This window comes from Bacillus sp. UNC41MFS5, assembly GCF_000686805.1.
The window spans coordinates 113,595-130,451 of the sequence record NZ_JMLP01000017.1; the positions used below are offsets into that span (position 1 = coordinate 113,595).

Sequence of the window (16,857 nt, forward strand, 5' to 3'; positions counted from 1 at the left end):
AATGGCATTAGAACGAATTCATGCAAATATCTTGGCTGTTCGGATTATTCCAAACGTTGACCCTGCCTTAGCAGCTCAGTTTCAGTTAAAACCCCATCAACGGAGTTTAGCGATTTTTACCTCAACGATTGACGATGTCGGCTATACAGCTCTTGATGAAGCAACAAAACGCGCAGATGTTGATGTTGTCTATGCAAAGTCCTTCTACGCAGGTTCTGCGCATGCATCAGGGCCATTGTCTGGTGAAATGATCGGCGTGTTGGCCGGGCCAAGTCCAGATGAAGTGAAAAGCGGGATTGATGCGGTGATTCAAACTGCAGAAAATGAAGCGTATTTTGAGGCAATCAATGAGGAAAAAAGCCATGCATTGTATGCCCATGTCGTGGCAAGAACCGGTTCTTATCTATCAGCTGAGGCAGGGATTAATCAAGGAGAAGCACTAGCCTATTTGATTGCCCCGCCGCTTGAAGCGGTGGTGGGAATGGATGCTGCGTTAAAGGCTGCGGATGTAGAGCTGGTTAAGTTTTTTGGACCGCCTTCGGAAACAAACTTTGGAGGTGGGCTATTGACCGGATCGCAATCGGCATGCCAGGCGGCAGCGGATGCTTTTCGTGCTGTGATTATCGAGATTGCGAGAAATCCACGACAGTAATAGATTCCTTTATAATGGCGGATAATGCTGCATACGTGTAATTTCTTACACAAAAACAAGAGAGAAAGGAGTGTCCCTGTTGCCATTCGATTTAGATTTACAATCCATTCAGGAAATGCGGGATGCCGTTCAGAAAGCGAAAGAAGCACAGCAAAAGTACTTGGCGTTTTCCCAAGAACAAGTCGACAAAATTGTGAAACGGGCTGCCGAAGCGGCTGCTGCCAAATCACTTGAATTAGCCCAGATGGCGGTCGAAGAAACCGGAATGGGTGTAGTCGAACATAAAAAAATGAAAAATGACGTCGGTTCACATGCTGTCTATGAATCGATTAAAAACGAGAAGACAGTTGGAATCATTAACGAGGACCGTACAAAGAAAATCGTCGAAGTCGCCTCACCTTTTGGGGTGATTGCCGGGATCATTCCAACGACAAATCCAACTTCGAGTGCGATTTTTAAAGCATTAATCGCACTAAAAACAAGAAATGGAATCGTATTTAGTCCGCACCCACGGGCAGTGAAATGCTCAGTCGCCGCTTTAAAGATTTGTTTGGAGGCAGCCGTTGATGCGGGTGCGCCGGACGGAATTATTGGCTGGATCTCAAAACCAACAATGGCAGCAACCACTGAATTAATGCACCATCGTGATATTAATTTGATTTTAGCAACTGGCGGAAAAGATTTAGTCCGTGCTGCCTACAGTTCAGGTAAGCCTGCCTATGGTGTCGGTCCTGGAAACGTGCCCGTCTATATCGAAAAAACCGCCAATATCGAAAAAGCGGTGAAAATGATTGTTCAAAGCAAAACGTTTGATAACGGCACGATTTGTGCAACGGAACAAGCCATTGTGGTTGACCAGAATGTCAAAGAAATGGCCGTAAGGGAGCTTAAAAATAATGGCGCCTATTTCTTAAATGAGCAGGAGAAATCACTTTTAGAAAAGGTGATTTCACCATTGCCAGGTCATCTGAATCCGGCAATTGTTGGTCAAAGTGCTGTCAAGATTGCGGAATTGGCGGGTATTTCCGTTCCTGCCGACACAACGATTTTAATTGCAGAAGAAACGCGGATAGGGAAGGACGTTCCTTTTTCCATTGAAAAACTTTCGCCGATCTTTCCGATTTATACAGCTGAAAGTTATGAAAATGCAAAAGAGCTGTGTGTGAAAATCTTAAATTTAGGCGGGATGGGACATAGCTTATCCCTTCACACCAATGATGACAATGTAGCCCGTGAATTTGCTCTATTCATGCCAGTATCACGATTGATGGTGAATACTCTTTCTTCCATTGGTGCGGTTGGAGCCACAACGGAATTGATGCCATCGCTGACACTTGGCTGTGGATCATTTGGCGGTAATATAACTTCAGACAATCTAACGGCCCGCCATTTAATCAATATCAAAAGAATGGCCTATGGAACAAAAGAGGTTAACCTTCCAAAACCATCCAGCAAAAGTCCTGCACTACAGTGGAGTGCCAGCAACCATGTAGACGAGATTGTGAATCAGGTTTTAAGCAATGTGAATGGATCGGGCCAGCTAGATTCGCAGGTCATTTCTGAATTGGTAAATCAAGTATTAAAAAAATATCAAATGAATTAATAGGAGGAATTTACAATGGCAAGAGAATTAACAGCATTAGGAATGGTGGAAACAAAAGGTTTGGTAGCATCCGTGGAAGCAGCAGATGCAATGGTAAAGGCAGCAAACGTACATTTAATCGGTAAAGTACATGTTGGTGGCGGGCTTGTAACGGTTCTTGTCCGCGGAGATGTAGGTGCGGTTAAAGCGGCAACGGAAGCAGGTGCGGCAGCAGCAGAACGTGTTGGTGAACTATTATCTGTTCATGTCATCCCACGTCCGCACAACGAATTGGAGAGCATTTTACCAAAATTAGAAGTGGAAGTATAAGAAGTAAGGAGCCAATTCGATGAATGAACAATCTATTCGAACAGTTGTTGAAGAAGTGATTCAGCAATTGTTAAAAAAGGACTCCAGACCCAATAAAATCCCAATGGCTGTCTCTGCACGCCATTGCCACTTAAGTCAAGCTGATTTAGAAACTCTTTTTGGCAAAGGGTATGAGTTAACGAAAAAAGCGGACTTGTCTCAGCCCGGTCAATTTGCGGCGAATGAAACGGTGGTCATTGTCGGACCAAGAGGAAGCATTGAAAAAGTGCGAATCCTCGGTCCGGCCCGTTCTTTAACACAAGTGGAAGTCAGCAGAACAGATGCAGTAAAGCTTGGGTTAAACGCACCGCTAAGGGAATCGGGCAATATTGCTGGTTCTGCACCGATTACTCTGGCGGGGCCCAATGGAAGTATTTATAAAAATGAAGGATTGATCATTGCCCAGGCTCATATTCATATGCACCCAGAGGATGCCACTTATTTTGGCGTAGAAAACGGTGAGTATGTACGAATCCGAACAGAAGGGGAACGCCCGGTTTCGTTTGAAAAAGTACTTATAAGGGTTTCACCGAGATATCAGCTTGAGATGCATATCGATACCGATGAAGCCAATGCAGGGTTCATTACGAGCGGTCAGGCTGGTTTCCTTGTTAAGGATGGTGAGCCTTTAGGAAAACCCCAGCCTGTGACCAATCAAGCATCACCTGAAGCAAACGAACCAAAAGAAGTTCATTATCAAAAAAATCTCTTAACCAAAAGAGATGTGCAGGCATCCCAGTACGAGATGATATCGGTTCGGAAAGGCACAATTGTGACCCCATTGGCACGAGATGCAGCAAGAGTGTTGAAAAAAAGCATCCAGGTTATGGATTAGTTTAAGGGGATGATTTTTTGTTAGTTGGAACGGTGATAGGAAATGTATGGGCGACAAGGAAGGAAGAGAATCTAATTGGATTAAAATATTTATTTGTCCAGCCGGAGCTTCCATCCGGGGCGCCTATCCTTTCACCTTTTATTGCGGTGGATCGGATTGGTGCCGGTGTCGGAGATAAAGTGATGGTCACAAGGGGAAGTGCGGCGGCAAATATTATCGGTGACCATAGAATGCCGATTGATGCTGTCATTATCGGAATTATCGATTCTATTGATGTAGAAGGAGGTGCGTAAATGATGTCAAAAGCCTTAGGAATGATTGAAACAAGAGGGCTGATTGCCTCGATCGTTGCCGCAGATGCAATGGTGAAAGCAGCGGATGTACGTTTAGTGAAAAAAGAAAAAGTGGACGCCGGACTCGTTTCGATTTTAGTAGAAGGAGATGTCGGGGCTGTCCAAGCAGCGGTCGATGCTGGCAAATATGCAGCACAAAGTGTCGGCGTGCTGGTGACTGCGCATGTGATCCCGCGTCCGGATGAGGGAGTAGGGCAAATGTTGGCACAGACGCCGAAAAAGCGCGAGGAGAAACCAAAACCTGCAAAAAGGGGTCAAAGAGCAAAACAAGATGAACCTCCAGCACACACAGAATAATTTTTAAAAGAATGGAGGAAGAAACATGGTTTTCAAACGTAAAAAAATTGCCGTGATTGGTGCAGGATTTACTGGTGCAACAGCGGCGCTGATGATTGCGCAAAAAGAATTAGGAGATGTCATTCTGGTTGATATCCCGTCTCAAAATGATCCGACCAAAGGGAAGGCACTGGATATGTTAGAAGCAAGCCCTGTCCAAGGCTTTAATGCAAATATAGCGGGTACCTCAGATTATGCGGATATAGAGGATGCCGATTTGGTGTTAATCACTGCAGGGCTGCCGCGGAAACCAGGGATGAGCCGGGATGATTTGGTTTCTACTAATTCAAAAATTATCGAGCAAGTCTCGGAAAATATTAAAAAATATGCGCCGAATAGCTATATTATCGTTTTAAGTAATCCTGTTGATGCGATGACCTATGTTTGCTATAAAACAACAGGGTTTCCTAAAAATAGAGTTATCGGTCAATCCGGTGTCTTAGATACAGCGCGTTTCAACACTTTTGTTGCACAGGAATTGAATGTGTCAGTGGAGGATATTTCAGGTTTTGTCCTTGGCGGGCATGGTGATGATATGGTCCCATTGGTTCGATTCTCTTATGCCGGCGGAATCCCGCTTGATAAAATTCTCCCGCCTCACCGAATTGAAGCGATTGTGGAAAGAACACGTAAAGGCGGCGGCGAGATTGTCAGTTTGCTAGGTCAAGGCAGTGCCTACTACGCACCGGCAGCATCAATGGTCCAAATGGCTGAAGCCATATTAAAGGACAAAAAACGAATCTTGCCATGTATTGCCTATTTGGAAGGGGAATATGGCTATCAGGATTTATATCTAGGGGTTCCAACGATCCTTGGCGGCGATGGGATTGAAACGGTCATTGAAATTGCGTTAACCCCTGAAGAAAAAAAAGCCCTTGATCGATCAGCACAATCTGTCCGGAAGGTTATGTCGATTTTGAAGACACAATAATATTTGGATAATATATCCTGTGAATCCTTCTACAATTCTATATTAAACTAGTAACACCTAGTTTTGGAAATAGTCATTTATGGGATATGGTTTTACTTTTATATTTCCAGGAGATTTACTTTGAAAGGGGAAGGGTTTATGGAGCAGGGAAACAACCATTTACAAAAAGCGCTTAAACCAATTCATCTCTGGGGTATTGCTGTAGGGATGGTCATATCCGGCCAATATTTTGGCTGGAACTATGGTTTTGAATCAGGAGGCACCATTGGCCTCGGAATTGCCGCACTGATTATTATTGTCTTTTATACTACCTTTATTTTTAGTTATTCAGAGCTTTCAACTTCCATCCCTCATGCCGGCGGACCGTCTGCCTATGCCCGAAAGGCACTGGGACCGTTTATGGGCTTTATAACCGGTTTAGCCTGTTTACTAGAATTCGTATTTGCCCCTCCAGCGATTGCGGTTTCTGTTGGAGCGTATATCAATTTCTTAATCCCAAGTATTAATGCCGTTTATGCAACGGTCGGCATGTTTATTTTATTTATTTTGGTCAACCTCATCGGCGTAAAAGGTGCCGCTATTATTGAGTTAGTGGCAACGGTATTGGCACTGATCGGTCTCTCGATTTATTATGTGGCCGGTTTACCTCATGTTCAATCATCCAATATATTTAATGATATGGCTTTTAGTCATGGCTGGTCCGGTGTTTTGGCAGCGATTCCATTTGCCATTTGGTTCTTCCTTGCAATTGAGGGGGGAGCGATGGCAGCAGAAGAGGTGCGTGACCCGAAGAAGGATATTCCAAAAGGCTTTATTTCCGGTATTTTAACGCTTGGTGTGGCAACGATTTTAACCTTAGTCGTAACGGCAGGACTTGGCGGCGGTTCCGGTAAACCGGCGGATTATCCACTTCCACAAGCATTGGAAAGTATTTATGGAGAAGACAGCTTTATTCCAAAATCAGTTGCCATTATCGGTTTATTTGGTTTAATTGCCAGCTTGCACGGTATTATTATTGGTTATTCCCGTCAAACGTTTGCCCTGGCTCGTGCAGGATACCTGCCTAAGTTTTTGTCTAATCTTTCGAAACGAGGGGTGCCGCATTGGGGCTTGATTGTTCCTGGAGCGATTGGAGTGATCGCAGCAGGCTCAGCAAACTTTGCAAATGCGTTGATTATCCTATCCGTTTTTGGTGCGATTACGATGTACTGCTTAAGTATGGTTTCGTTGTTTGTGCTGCGGAAAAAGGAGCCGAATTTGGAAAGACCATTTAAGGTGAGCTATCCTTTGGTACCGGCGATTGCATTAATTTTGGGTGTTTTCTCTTTCTTCTGCGTGGTAAAATACAGCGTGTTAACGACAACTCTTCCATTGTTTGGAGTGGAGCTGCCTTTGGCGGGTGTGATTCTGACGATTTTTGGTGTGGCGATTGTCTACTATTTCTTAGTAGGATCCAAGAAACTTCGGCCAATTTCGGAGGAGTTTGTTTCAATTGAGGATGTGACTTCTGGAGAAACAGGGACAGATGAGAAAATAGGATAACGTTCAATAGAAAAAGATGTTCCATTGGGGTGGGGCATCTTTTTTGTATTTGTTGAAATGATTGGATACAGGCCTTAGCCTATTTAAGGTAGGTTCCTACGTATACGGGAAAGGGAAGGAAGCTATTTTGATCAACTTAAAAGGGAAGCATTTATTGAACTATCGGTGCAGGTTAATTAAAGAAATAATTTGTTTTTGCAGGGTGAATTTTTACATTATTTTAGATAAATAAGAAGTTACTATTAAAAATGAATCTAAAAACAATAGCTAATAATATTGCACTAAAGGACTTTAACTTATTGATAAATTATTTAATATTCAAAACTAAAGAAAAATTACTAGAGTAGAATAGCAGAAATGAACTGAACGAAATTTTGTAAAGGTGTGGATATACTTACTAAAAAAAATCCCTTTTTGGATAAAGGGATTTAAGAATAGTCCAAAGAGTGATATTGATGTTCCATTCAATAACTAGTATCGGGTTAAGGTACATCTACTAGTGTAAAATCAAATATAAAGATAACTTGCAAGGCGGACTGGTATTTATTTGCTTAGCAAATTTTGAACATATCTCCTTGCACCCCAATATTCATTCAGATAGGTTCCTCTTATTTCTTCCTCGGTTATTGATAAGCCAGTGTGTGGTGAATGAATCATTATTAATTCTCCTGTTTCATCTTTAGTCCCTGAATAGATCCCTACATGATGAATTTTTCCTTGCCCATTATCTGTTGCAAAAAACAGGAGATCTCCAGGAAGGAGCTCCTCTTTAGATATAGGAATTCCTTCTTGGGCTTGTTCATTAGAATCACGTGGAATAGAAATACCAACCGATTGATAGACACGCAGGGTAAATCCTGAACAATCAAATCCATAGGAAGATGTACCCGCCCACAAATATTTTAAACCAATAAATTTCCTTGCTTCTGCTACAATTAGGGTTCCTGAATAGGTGAGTTCTGTTATCTTTATGGACTCCAATCGTGATAGATAACCTATGGACCCATTGGGAAGACGTACTTCAAAAGCTTCTGTCGTCTCCGAAAGGATTGGCAATGACACCTGGTAACTTAGCTCTCGATTCTGCTGGGTATTGGTAAGAGAACTATCACTATATAGGATTGCTTTTGGATTCATAATCACTGCCTGAGTATTATAAGTTTGATCATTCAAATACGTAGAGTTGATTGTAACCTGGCTCGCCAAAACCCAGCCTGGGTATCCATAGCTATTCAAATACGTACACTGTGATACAGCAGCAACAAATAACCAGTCGCCTTTCTGATTTAATATAGCTACCCGCTCCCCATAAAGAGCCATGGTATTGGCTCTGCCTACTAACCAGTACCGTTGATTATCACTCAATTGAGCAGACCACATAGCGGGATCATTCGCTGCAGCTATACTAAAATTTTTTTGCTGCGCCCCTGTCTTTTCCCATAAAATTGATAATGGAACATTAATTGCCCCATATCGTGGTGTAGCTGCGGAATTAATCACACAAACACCCCCAAAAATGATTAGATAATTTCTATAATATTTAGAAACAAGGGATATTGCTTGTTTGAATGTCCAAGTTTGAATTTAGTTAGGTCCTATTTGCTGATAGGAAAAACACGAAAAGGGGGATTGCTAATGGATATTTGCATTTCATGCGGAGAGGAATTATCTGTTATGGAGAGAAATCGTACTCTATGCTGGGAGTGCAGAGACAAAACAACGGAGGCATATACAGAAACGGAATGACATAGTTTGAAGACAACAAAACAGTCGTAGCACATAAAAATTATAAGGGTATTTAAATAATTAATGAGGCAAACCTCCGTGGGGGATCACAAACTGGAAAAAACAATCTCTGTTATCTACTGGGCTTGTTGAAAAACCACAAATAGAATTTTACTAAATTATTCTATTTGTGTAACTAAACTGTAAACACGCTATTATAAAGTAATCTATACCTCCTAGCACACCAAAGCCAGCTTTCCTTTTATTAAAGGTGCTGGCTTATACTTTTTCATTGAGAAGGGCGTGGGGAATGTAACTAAAGATGATCTTACAGTCTTCATTATGTATATACAGATTCTTTTTAGCTTTGAACACTGAAAAAAAGGTTTGCATATGCTGGTAAAAAGGAGATATTGGATAAGTAATGGTTGCTTTAATTCTTTCTGTAATTATTGCATTGGTAATTGGTACTGTTGCGGGTAAGTTAGCACCTTTTAAAATGCCAGGAAGCTGGGCAGGAGCTATAGTAGCTGGTTACATTGGGGCTTGGATAGGTCCACAATTAATTGGGACATGGGGTCCTATGGTAGTGGGCTTTTCGTTAGTTCCTGCTTTGATTGGTGCCATTTTTGTTGTCATTATTACAGGCATCATTGCCAAGCTTTTTGATTGAATTTTTGGTAAAAAGAAAGTAGCTTGGAATTGATTGTTATATTACTCAGTGTTGAAACATTGGTGGTAGTTGGTGGCAAGTTGGGGGTAAAGCCTATCATGCTGCCACTTATCCCCATTGTTCAAATCTCACATAGGGAAAAACCCCATTATAGCAACTATTTTAAACTGTTGTAATCAGAATTGATGGATCAGCTTGAATGAGATAAGCTCATTTGTTTAATCGGGTGCGAGCTATCCCTGCATGCTTGGTTAATTGTTACAAAGGAATGGGTAGTCGGTGATCTACCCTTACAGGTTTGTTCTCTTAGTACATTTTTAGCGATGTTAAAGATTTGTTAATTGAAGTGTTTCAAAGCATTTTCGCAAGTTGAACCTCAAGGCGATCCAAATTCTGTTCATTGCCAGGTTCGGCGTAAGTCTTGACGTTGTCGAAAACTCGTGCCGTTTCGAATGCCTGGCGGAAGGTGAGTCTGGTCTTGCTTTCAATGTCCTCGAATATGGCTGTTATCTGGAATCTGGGACCCGAAACATGCTTTAAGACGATCCGCTCAGGTTTAACGATCTCGACAAAGATTACCTTATTCGGAAAGTCGGTGCCATCGGGGCCGTGCATAGTGAATTCCCATGTTCCTCCTGGCTGCATGTCAAATTTATGGAAACTATTGGTGAAGCCTTTAGGCCCCCACCAATTGGCCAAGTAATCTGGATTTATCCACGCTTCAAAAACAAGTTCACGTGGCACTTCAAAGATGCGAGTATGCACCAACTCATACTCGCCGATTTTTGTTGTACTATTGTTTGTTGAACTGTTTTCAGTCATCCTCATACCTCCAAAATATCGAATGATGTTTTATTGAATCATAGAACAGATTTGACTTCCTCTAATTTTAATTCTAATTCCTTTAAGGCAGGAATTTGCTGTAATCGTGAAAGATCTGACTCATTATATAGCCTGAATCCTCTTTTTGAATAGTCTGATGGATAAAACAAACCAATTTGGTCATAATAACGCAAAGTCCGAATCGATAATCCTGTTAACTTAGCAAGTTCTCCAACTTTCCAGATATGCTTCTTGGAAATAATCAACCCCTCATTTCGCGCGCATCGTTTACCGGTACTTCCATAATAAACCATCACCTTACGTTATGGTCAAGCCTAATAATCGTAATTTTTTAATATTGTTTCTTTTCAAAAGAATGATTGTTCACAATTATCCTCTGACAGCTTTCGATATAATGATGCTCTAGATACATTAGTAATTTCACAAAGTTGATTTACAGTCATATTTCCTTCCTTAAATAGCTTTACAGAATAATTCATGCCTGCATGATTATTCTGGTATTTCTTTTATATTGTTAGTCATCTGCCACTTTTTGTTTAAAAAATTTGTTTTAAAAAAGAATTTTCCTTGTAACTATGAAAATATCAAGTAATCCTCATAAACTGGATGTTTCATGATAGGAAGTATTAGTTAACAAGCATAAATAGATAAAAGAAGTTTGCATTGTCTGCCTTGACTGATATAATAGTATGATATGAAGTGGAATACGATGTAATGTGGGGGAACCGGTGATGCCGGTTGAGATTTAGTCCGTGAGACGATGACCCTTGGAACCTGATCTGGTTGATACCGGCGGAGGGAACATATTCTTAAACAAGTAATTGTTTGCTGATATGCACTCAGGTTTCTTTGCCTGGGTGCTTTATTTTGTTTAAGCAAGTTTTGGCCTCTAACCAACACTGAGGTTTCAGCCTATTTCATTTGATTCACTTTAAATATTATTTTTACATATGGGGGATTCTACATGAAGAAATGGCTCGTACTAGTCCTATCAGTCCTTCTAGTGACTGGATGCAGCAGCAAAAAAGAAACAGAAAACGCAACAGGAAAAAAACAGCCGCTTAAAAAGGTCTCGATTGTACTGGATTGGACGCCAAATACCAATCATACTGGATTATATGTAGCAAAAGAAAAAGGATTCTTTAAAAAAGAAGGCTTGGATGTGGATATTATCATGCCGGGTGAGACCGGTGCTGACCAACTAGTAGCTTCTGGTAAGGCACAGTTTGGTGTTGGCTACCAAGAAGCGATTACCCAGGCACGTATACAAGGGGTGCCACTCGTATCGATTGCTGCAGTAATTCAGCACAATACATCAGGATTCGCTTCACCAGTTGGCAAACAGATTCAATCTCCGAAAGATTTTCAAGGAAAAACATACGGTGGATGGGGCTCGCCAGTCGAAAAATCTGTCATCACTTCTCTAATGAAAAAGGAAAACGCCGATGCTAATAAGGTGAAAATCGTGAATATGGGGGATACGGACTTTTTTACGGCTGTGAAACGAGACATCGATTTCGCTTGGATTTACTATGGGTGGACTGGTGTAGAAGCAGAGCTTCGTAATGAAAAAATTAATATGGTTTACTTAACAGATTACTCTGACAAACTGGACTACTATACACCTGTTATAGAAACAAACGAAAAAATGATTGAAGAGAACCCAGAAACGGTTAAGGCATTCGTAAATGCAGCTGCCAAGGGGTATGAATTTTCCATTAAAAACCCTGACCAAGCTGCAGATATCCTGATTAAAGCAGCTCCGGATTTAGATCCAAAGTTGGTAAAGAAGAGTCAAGAATGGTTGTCTCCGAAATATCAGGATGATGCAAAAGAATGGGGAATTCAAAAGCAAGAGATTTGGGAAAATTATGCCCAATGGATGTATGAGAATAAGCTTCTTGATAAGAAATTAGATGCGAAAAAAGCATTTACAAATGAATTTTTACCAAAACAATAGGGGGTAGAAAATTATGGCGAATGCATTAATCAGCATTCAAATCATCCCGAAAACAAAGGGTGGAGAAGATGTCATTCCATACGTTGATGAAGCCATTAAAGTCATTGCTGAATCTGGTGTGAAATATGAGGTACACCCGTTAGAAACAACCATGGAAGGCGAACTCCACGAATTATTTACGGTGATTTCAAAAATGAATGAACGAATGATTGAAATGGGAAGCAAAAATGTCATTTCTCAAGTGAAAATCCTTTATCAGCCAACAGGCATTGCCATGGATGACTTAACCGGAAAATATCGATGATGAGGAAGAATCTTGTAAAAGGGTGGAGACCGATTTTGGTTCTCCTCCTTTTGTTTGTCATTTGGGAGATTGTCGTTAAAATAGCAGAAGTGCCGGAATGGCTTCTTCCGCCGCCATCAAAGATTTTCACAGAGGCCATTGCCGGTTGGCGTGATTTTTATCCTGATGTGTTTTCAACGGTTAAAATTTCACTGTTTGGATTTGTAGTTGGAGCATTCATTGGACTGGCAGTCGCCATTTTATTCCATCTGGTACCTGTTTTAAGGGATTCTTTTTATCCATTGTTGATTTTATCACAAAATGTTCCCATTATCGTTCTGGCTCCACTGTTGGTGATTTGGTTTGGGTTTGGCTTATTGCCTAAAATGATTGTCATCACCCTTGTTTGTTTCTTTCCCATTACAGTGGCCGCCTTGGATGGATTTAGCCAAACCCCTTCAGAGTTGAAGCATTATATGAGGATGGCAGGTGCATCCAAAACACAGCTTTTTTGGAAATTGGAGCTGCCGTCATCAATGCCCTCGATTTTTTCAGGCTTTAAGGTTTCTGCCACGTATAGTGTAATGGGTGCCGTTATTTCTGAATGGCTTGGTGCTAAGCAGGGGATTGGTGTCTTTATGACATTCGCATCGTCATCTTTTCGAACGGACCGGGTGTTCGTAGCTATTTTTACCATCATGTTCTTAAGCCTCTTCTTTTTCTTTTTCATCGTTTTTATGGAACGAAGAGTGGTTCGCTGGCAGCCGAAAGGGGATGAGAAAAAATGAGCTATCTTTGTTTTCAAAACGTTTCGAAACGTTTCCGGCAAAATGAAGTACTGAAAGACCTTGATTTTTCCATTAATAAAGATGAATTTGTTTCTATTATTGGCCCTTCAGGAAGTGGGAAAAGCACCATTTTCAATTTAATAGGAGGAATTCTTTCACCAGATGAAGGAGAGATCCTATTAGACGGCCAGTCCATTAATGGCAAGCGTGGTTTTATTAGTTATATGCCTCAAACTTCTTCTCTTTTCCCGTGGAGGACGATACTTGAAAATGTCCTTCTTGGCCAAGAGCTTCAGGGAAAAAAAGACGTAAAGGCAGCACGCGAGATGTTGGCGATTGCAGGACTCTCTGATTATGAAAACGCCTATCCTGACATGCTGTCTGGAGGAATGAAGCAGCGCGCTGCTTTTATCCGTGCCTTATTGAGCCCGCAAGAGGTGATCTGTCTTGATGAGCCTTTTTCCGCTTTAGATGAGCTAACCCGGTTTGAAATGCAGAAATGGTTAGTGGACATGTGGGAATCACATCGAAGGACTATTCTTTTTATTACTCACAATATTGAGGAAGCACTGTATCTATCCGATCGTGTGATGATGCTGTCTGCTAAAAAGGCAAAGGTCGTTTCAACCATAGAGGTCCCATTTGAAAGGCCACGGCACGAAAGTATACTGTTAGATGAACGCTTTATTCAATGCAAAAGGGATATATATTACCAATTAGTAGGTGAAGTCAAATGATCATGATCGACGCTCATATCCATTTGGATCGCTATCAGGATGAGGAAATCAAACGGATTGTATTGGATTCTGCCCATATCGAAGCCTTAATTTCTGTATCCTTTCATTTGGATTCCAGTAAAAGAAACCTTTTGCTTTCACAAAAATATAAAAAGGTAAATCCTGCATTTGGCTACCATCCAGAACAATCATTGCCTTCTGAAAACGAGCTGAACGGGCTGCTCAATTGGATGGACGACCACCGTGATGAAATGATTGCGGTAGGAGAGGTGGGGCTGCCATACTACTTAAGGCAAGAGCAGGGGATTTCGATTGCTTCTTATCTTGAAGTATTGGAAGTGTTTATCAGGAAGGCGAAAATATGGGACAAACCGATTGTTCTTCATGCTGTTTACGATGATGCGCCTCTCGTTTGTGACCTTCTCGAAAAATATTCTGTTTCCAAAGCGCATTTTCATTGGTTTAAAGGGAATCAGAAAACAATAGACCGAATGATACGAAACGGCTACCATATTTCTATTACCCCTGATGTGGTGTATGAACAAGAAATCCAGCAGCTTGTCAGCGTCTATCCTCTCGAGCTCATGATGGTTGAAACCGATGGTCCTTGGCCATTTGAAGGTCCATTTGCAGGAAAAATGACCCATCCGAATATGATGGAGGAATCCATAAGTAAAATTGCACTGCTCAAGAAGCTTTCCGCTGAGGACGTTTCAGATATCTTACATCAAAACACAAAAGGGTTTTACCAAATAACAACTTGAAGCTGCCGATCAAACATTGGTAGCTTTCTTTATTTGGAAATAATGAACAGGAAACCAATTGGTTCATCCTGTGATACATAGAAATGTGTTTTAGTTATAAAGAAAATAGTAGATTAATAAAATCCTATAAAGGTGAAGCTGCTGGCTATAAAACAAGGAGATCTAAAACTGTTACAAAGAGGTGAATAGATTGAAAACTTATCGATTACCCATTTTCATTTTACTTATGAGCCTTATATACATATTTGCCATTCCCAGCAAACCAGAAGCAATCAAAATACTATTTAAATTAATCCCAATGTGGCTAATTCTTTTCTATGCTTATAAACAAATACCTGATAAAAAATCACGCCCTCATTGGATTATATGGTGTGGATTATTTATCTGTATGCTAGGTGATGGGCTAATTAGATGGTTCGTTATCGGCTTAGCAGCCTTCCTAATTGGTCATCTGTTTTATATAGCAGGGTTTTCCCGTTATTGGCGATTTACAAGGCTTACACTTCTTATGATTCTACCTATTGGATTATATGGATTTGTGATGGGATATCACGTAATCGCTGCATTGCTTCAGAATCAGATGGATACCTTAGTAGTTCCCGTACTTATGTATATTGTGATTATATCCCTGATGAGTTGGACTGGATTTTTGTCCCATAATAGATGGGCAATAATCGGAAGTATTTTATTTGTCCTCTCAGACTCCATTCTGTCATGGAATATGTTTGTTTCAGAGATTCCCCATTCCGATATCCTGATTATGACAACCTATTATTTAGCGCAATTTTAAATTGCACACAGCTTGCGCTTCTTTCCTAGTTTTGGTAGCTATTCTTCGGGTAAAAAATAGGCGAGATTTATTGTCTCGCCTTTTATGTTTTCTGTAGCAATTACGGCACTTGTCGCAGCTCTGGAAGACAACATCCACCCATCTGACTTAAACTATAGAATGCTTTACTTTAACTAAAGTAAGCCAATTTTCTTAATCAAGTAATGAAGCTGGTTAATGGAATAAAGAATGGGTTAAGGAAGAAGGGAAATTCTTCTCCTTTCCTATTTTTTGAATTAATAGAAAAGTGATATTATTCACGGAATTAAAGGAACAAATAAATTAAAATGAATTTTAGTTATTCAACTTAGGTTGTTTCATAAAAAAACATATTTTAGTTAGTCAAAAGACGTATAGGGGGATAGAACGGTGAAAAAAAAGACTTACCTATTGTATATTCATGCTCTGGATGTTCATCAGCTGCACAAACGATGCTATTAAGATGGATCGAGAAAAATTAGCTAAAATGTCCTGTATCGCTGGTGTTGGGGGTGATGTCCAACCACTTGTCAGAACAGCAAAATCAGGAAGAGATATCATTGCAATTGATGGTTGTCTCTTATCCTGTTGCAAAAGTTCTTTAGCTAGACATGAGGTTCAGCCCAAATATCATTTTGTACTTTCTGACTTTGATGTACCTAAGATAAATGGTAAGGATCCAGACCCTAACCTTTATATAAGTGCATACAAACGTATTTTGGAACTCATTAATACTCATTCATAATCATTGATTTTATTTCTGAACAACATGATTGGGTCAAGAGAGAACTGCATCGCTATTTAGGCATTGCCCTTATGAAATGGTTAGTTAAATAAAAAAACAAATATTCTTTAGTAGGACTTTTTATTAGCTGGCCATTTTATTACTGTGCTCCTTTTTTCTGTTTCGAAATCAATCTTGTGAAAAGATGAACTTAAACGAATGGATACTTAGTGTAAAAAAGGGTTGCTGCGGCAGTTCTTTTCTTGTACTAACCGGTGAGGTTCGTATTAGGTTAACTAGTTTTTTAAACATGGGTTTGACAAAATGTCTCTTATCTACATATGATATTTAAACCAAAATTTCACAATTGACAAAATGAACTGTAACGAGTAAATTTACAGTATGATAACTGTAAATTTTTTTATTACATTAAATTATGTTTGCCAACATATTTGTTAGGAGAGTGTATAAATATGGTGACTCTGTATACGACACCAAGCTGTGGTTCATGCCGAAAAGCTAAAGCTTGGCTTGAGGAACATCAAATTGATTTTATGGAAAGAAACATCTTAACTAACCCTCTTACAGTGGATGAGATTAAATCAATTCTTCGCTTGACAGAAGAGGGGACTAGCGAAATTATTTCAACGAATTCAAAGTCGTTCAAAGAATTAAACATAAATATTGAATCTCTTCCGCTTAATGAATTGTACAAATTAATAATGGAGCATCCCAAAATGGTGCGCCGGCCCATTATCCTGGATGAAAAAAGATTACAAGTAGGATATAACGAGGACGAAATTCGTAGTTTTCTTCCCCGTGGAATCAGAACATATTTGTACAATGAATTGCAAAAAGAGGCCAATTAAAATCAATAATAAGGGACAAAATGCTAAGTCTTTACAGTTAAAACTACACCATGGAACGGAAAAGAATGATTACCTTTAATGTT

18 protein-coding genes, 3 pseudogenes and 1 riboswitch are annotated in these 16,857 nt (G+C 40.3%); of the genes and pseudogenes, 17 read left to right on the forward strand and 4 right to left on the reverse strand.

All coding sequences use genetic code 11. The features are described from left to right. Window position 1: 1 nt before the first annotated feature. The 8 genes from eutL to eat all read left to right on the forward strand — a co-directional run bounded on the left by eutL (window position 2) and on the right by eat (window position 6,600). Entirely contained in the window at window positions 2–652 is a 651-nt protein-coding gene (gene eutL / locus BR30_RS0110305; RefSeq protein ID WP_026564961.1) for an ethanolamine utilization microcompartment protein EutL, read from the forward strand. A gap of 79 nt (window positions 653–731) precedes the next feature. Continuing rightward, a complete protein-coding gene (locus tag BR30_RS0110310) occupies window positions 732–2,255 on the forward strand; it encodes an aldehyde dehydrogenase family protein (RefSeq protein WP_051633553.1) in 1,524 nt (507 codons plus the stop codon). Between the two features lie 15 nt (window positions 2,256–2,270). Then, entirely contained in the window at window positions 2,271–2,564 is a 294-nt protein-coding gene (locus BR30_RS0110315; RefSeq protein WP_026564963.1) for a BMC domain-containing protein, read from the forward strand. A 19-nt stretch (window positions 2,565–2,583) separates the two neighbouring features. Then, entirely contained in the window at window positions 2,584–3,438 is an 855-nt protein-coding gene (locus BR30_RS0110320) for a phosphate propanoyltransferase (protein ID WP_026564964.1), read from the forward strand. Between the two features lie 17 nt (window positions 3,439–3,455). Further along, window positions 3,456–3,731 carry a EutN/CcmL family microcompartment protein gene (locus BR30_RS0110325; RefSeq protein WP_026564965.1) on the forward strand — a complete coding sequence of 92 codons (276 nt, stop codon included), beginning with the start codon at window positions 3,456–3,458 and terminating at the stop codon, window positions 3,729–3,731. 3 nt (window positions 3,732–3,734) lie between these two features. Further along, complete coding sequence (locus BR30_RS33050; RefSeq protein ID WP_035445365.1) at window positions 3,735–4,088, forward strand: BMC domain-containing protein; 354 nt, start codon at window positions 3,735–3,737, stop codon at window positions 4,086–4,088. A 25-nt stretch (window positions 4,089–4,113) separates the two neighbouring features. Continuing rightward, window positions 4,114–5,058, forward strand: coding sequence for a malate dehydrogenase (gene mdh / locus BR30_RS0110335; RefSeq protein ID WP_026564966.1), 945 nt, complete (start codon window positions 4,114–4,116; stop codon window positions 5,056–5,058). 138 nt (window positions 5,059–5,196) lie between these two features. After that, window positions 5,197–6,600, forward strand: a complete 1,404-nt coding sequence (eat, locus tag BR30_RS0110340) for an ethanolamine permease (RefSeq protein WP_026564967.1) — start codon at window positions 5,197–5,199, stop codon at window positions 6,598–6,600. A gap of 543 nt (window positions 6,601–7,143) precedes the next feature. Here eat and BR30_RS0110345 read toward each other — a convergent pair. Further along, window positions 7,144–8,100 (reverse strand): C40 family peptidase, encoded by a 957-nt coding sequence (locus BR30_RS0110345; protein ID WP_026564968.1) that lies wholly within the window; start codon window positions 8,098–8,100, stop codon window positions 7,144–7,146. A gap of 649 nt (window positions 8,101–8,749) precedes the next feature. Here BR30_RS0110345 and BR30_RS0110355 point away from each other — a divergent pair. Then, the gene (locus BR30_RS0110355; RefSeq protein WP_026564969.1) at window positions 8,750–8,998 is read left to right on the forward strand and encodes a GlsB/YeaQ/YmgE family stress response membrane protein; all 249 of its coding nucleotides are present in this window, start codon (window positions 8,750–8,752) and stop codon (window positions 8,996–8,998) included. A 351-nt stretch (window positions 8,999–9,349) separates the two neighbouring features. Here BR30_RS0110355 and BR30_RS0110360 read toward each other — a convergent pair whose 3' ends face one another. The 3 genes and pseudogenes from BR30_RS0110360 to BR30_RS35795 form a co-directional block, all read right to left on the reverse strand. Next, window positions 9,350–9,820: an SRPBCC family protein gene (locus BR30_RS0110360; protein ID WP_026564970.1), complete on the reverse strand. Its 471-nt coding sequence runs from the start codon at window positions 9,818–9,820 to the stop codon at window positions 9,350–9,352. A gap of 41 nt (window positions 9,821–9,861) precedes the next feature. After that, window positions 9,862–10,134 (reverse strand): annotated as a pseudogene (locus BR30_RS33055) (MerR family transcriptional regulator); the annotation flags it as partial. Window positions 10,135–10,188: 54 nt separating this feature from the next. After that, window positions 10,189–10,347 (reverse strand): annotated as a pseudogene (locus BR30_RS35795) (helix-turn-helix domain-containing protein); the annotation flags it as partial. Window positions 10,348–10,549: 202 nt separating this feature from the next. Further along, a riboswitch (TPP riboswitch) is annotated at window positions 10,550–10,659 on the forward strand. A 146-nt stretch (window positions 10,660–10,805) separates the two neighbouring features. On the opposite strand from BR30_RS35795, the gene BR30_RS0110370 reads away from it, so the two are divergent. The 8 genes and pseudogenes from BR30_RS0110370 to spxA all read left to right on the forward strand — a co-directional run bounded on the left by BR30_RS0110370 (window position 10,806) and on the right by spxA (window position 16,774). Further along, window positions 10,806–11,801 (forward strand): ABC transporter substrate-binding protein, encoded by a 996-nt coding sequence (locus BR30_RS0110370; protein WP_026564971.1) that lies wholly within the window; start codon window positions 10,806–10,808, stop codon window positions 11,799–11,801. Between the two features lie 13 nt (window positions 11,802–11,814). Then, window positions 11,815–12,105, forward strand: a complete 291-nt coding sequence (locus BR30_RS0110375) for a thiamine-binding protein (RefSeq protein ID WP_026564972.1) — start codon at window positions 11,815–11,817, stop codon at window positions 12,103–12,105. Continuing rightward, on the forward strand, window positions 12,105–12,872 hold the full coding sequence (locus BR30_RS0110380; RefSeq protein ID WP_026564973.1) for an ABC transporter permease: 768 nt from the start codon (window positions 12,105–12,107) through the stop codon (window positions 12,870–12,872). Before BR30_RS0110375 ends, BR30_RS0110380 begins: the two co-directional genes overlap by 1 nt. Then, the gene (locus BR30_RS0110385; RefSeq protein WP_026564974.1) at window positions 12,869–13,609 is read left to right on the forward strand and encodes an ABC transporter ATP-binding protein; all 741 of its coding nucleotides are present in this window, start codon (window positions 12,869–12,871) and stop codon (window positions 13,607–13,609) included. The genes BR30_RS0110380 and BR30_RS0110385 overlap by 4 nt, the downstream gene beginning before the upstream one ends. Continuing rightward, window positions 13,606–14,373, forward strand: a complete 768-nt coding sequence (locus BR30_RS0110390) for a TatD family hydrolase (RefSeq protein WP_035445331.1) — start codon at window positions 13,606–13,608, stop codon at window positions 14,371–14,373. Before BR30_RS0110385 ends, BR30_RS0110390 begins: the two co-directional genes overlap by 4 nt. A gap of 181 nt (window positions 14,374–14,554) precedes the next feature. Then, window positions 14,555–15,163 (forward strand): lysoplasmalogenase, encoded by a 609-nt coding sequence (locus BR30_RS33060; protein WP_331280781.1) that lies wholly within the window; start codon window positions 14,555–14,557, stop codon window positions 15,161–15,163. A gap of 428 nt (window positions 15,164–15,591) precedes the next feature. Beyond that, window positions 15,592–15,926 (forward strand): annotated as a pseudogene (locus tag BR30_RS33065) (putative zinc-binding protein). Window positions 15,927–16,378: 452 nt separating this feature from the next. Next, complete coding sequence (spxA, locus tag BR30_RS0110405; RefSeq protein WP_026564976.1) at window positions 16,379–16,774, forward strand: transcriptional regulator SpxA; 396 nt, start codon at window positions 16,379–16,381, stop codon at window positions 16,772–16,774. Window positions 16,775–16,857: the final 83 nt, after the last annotated feature.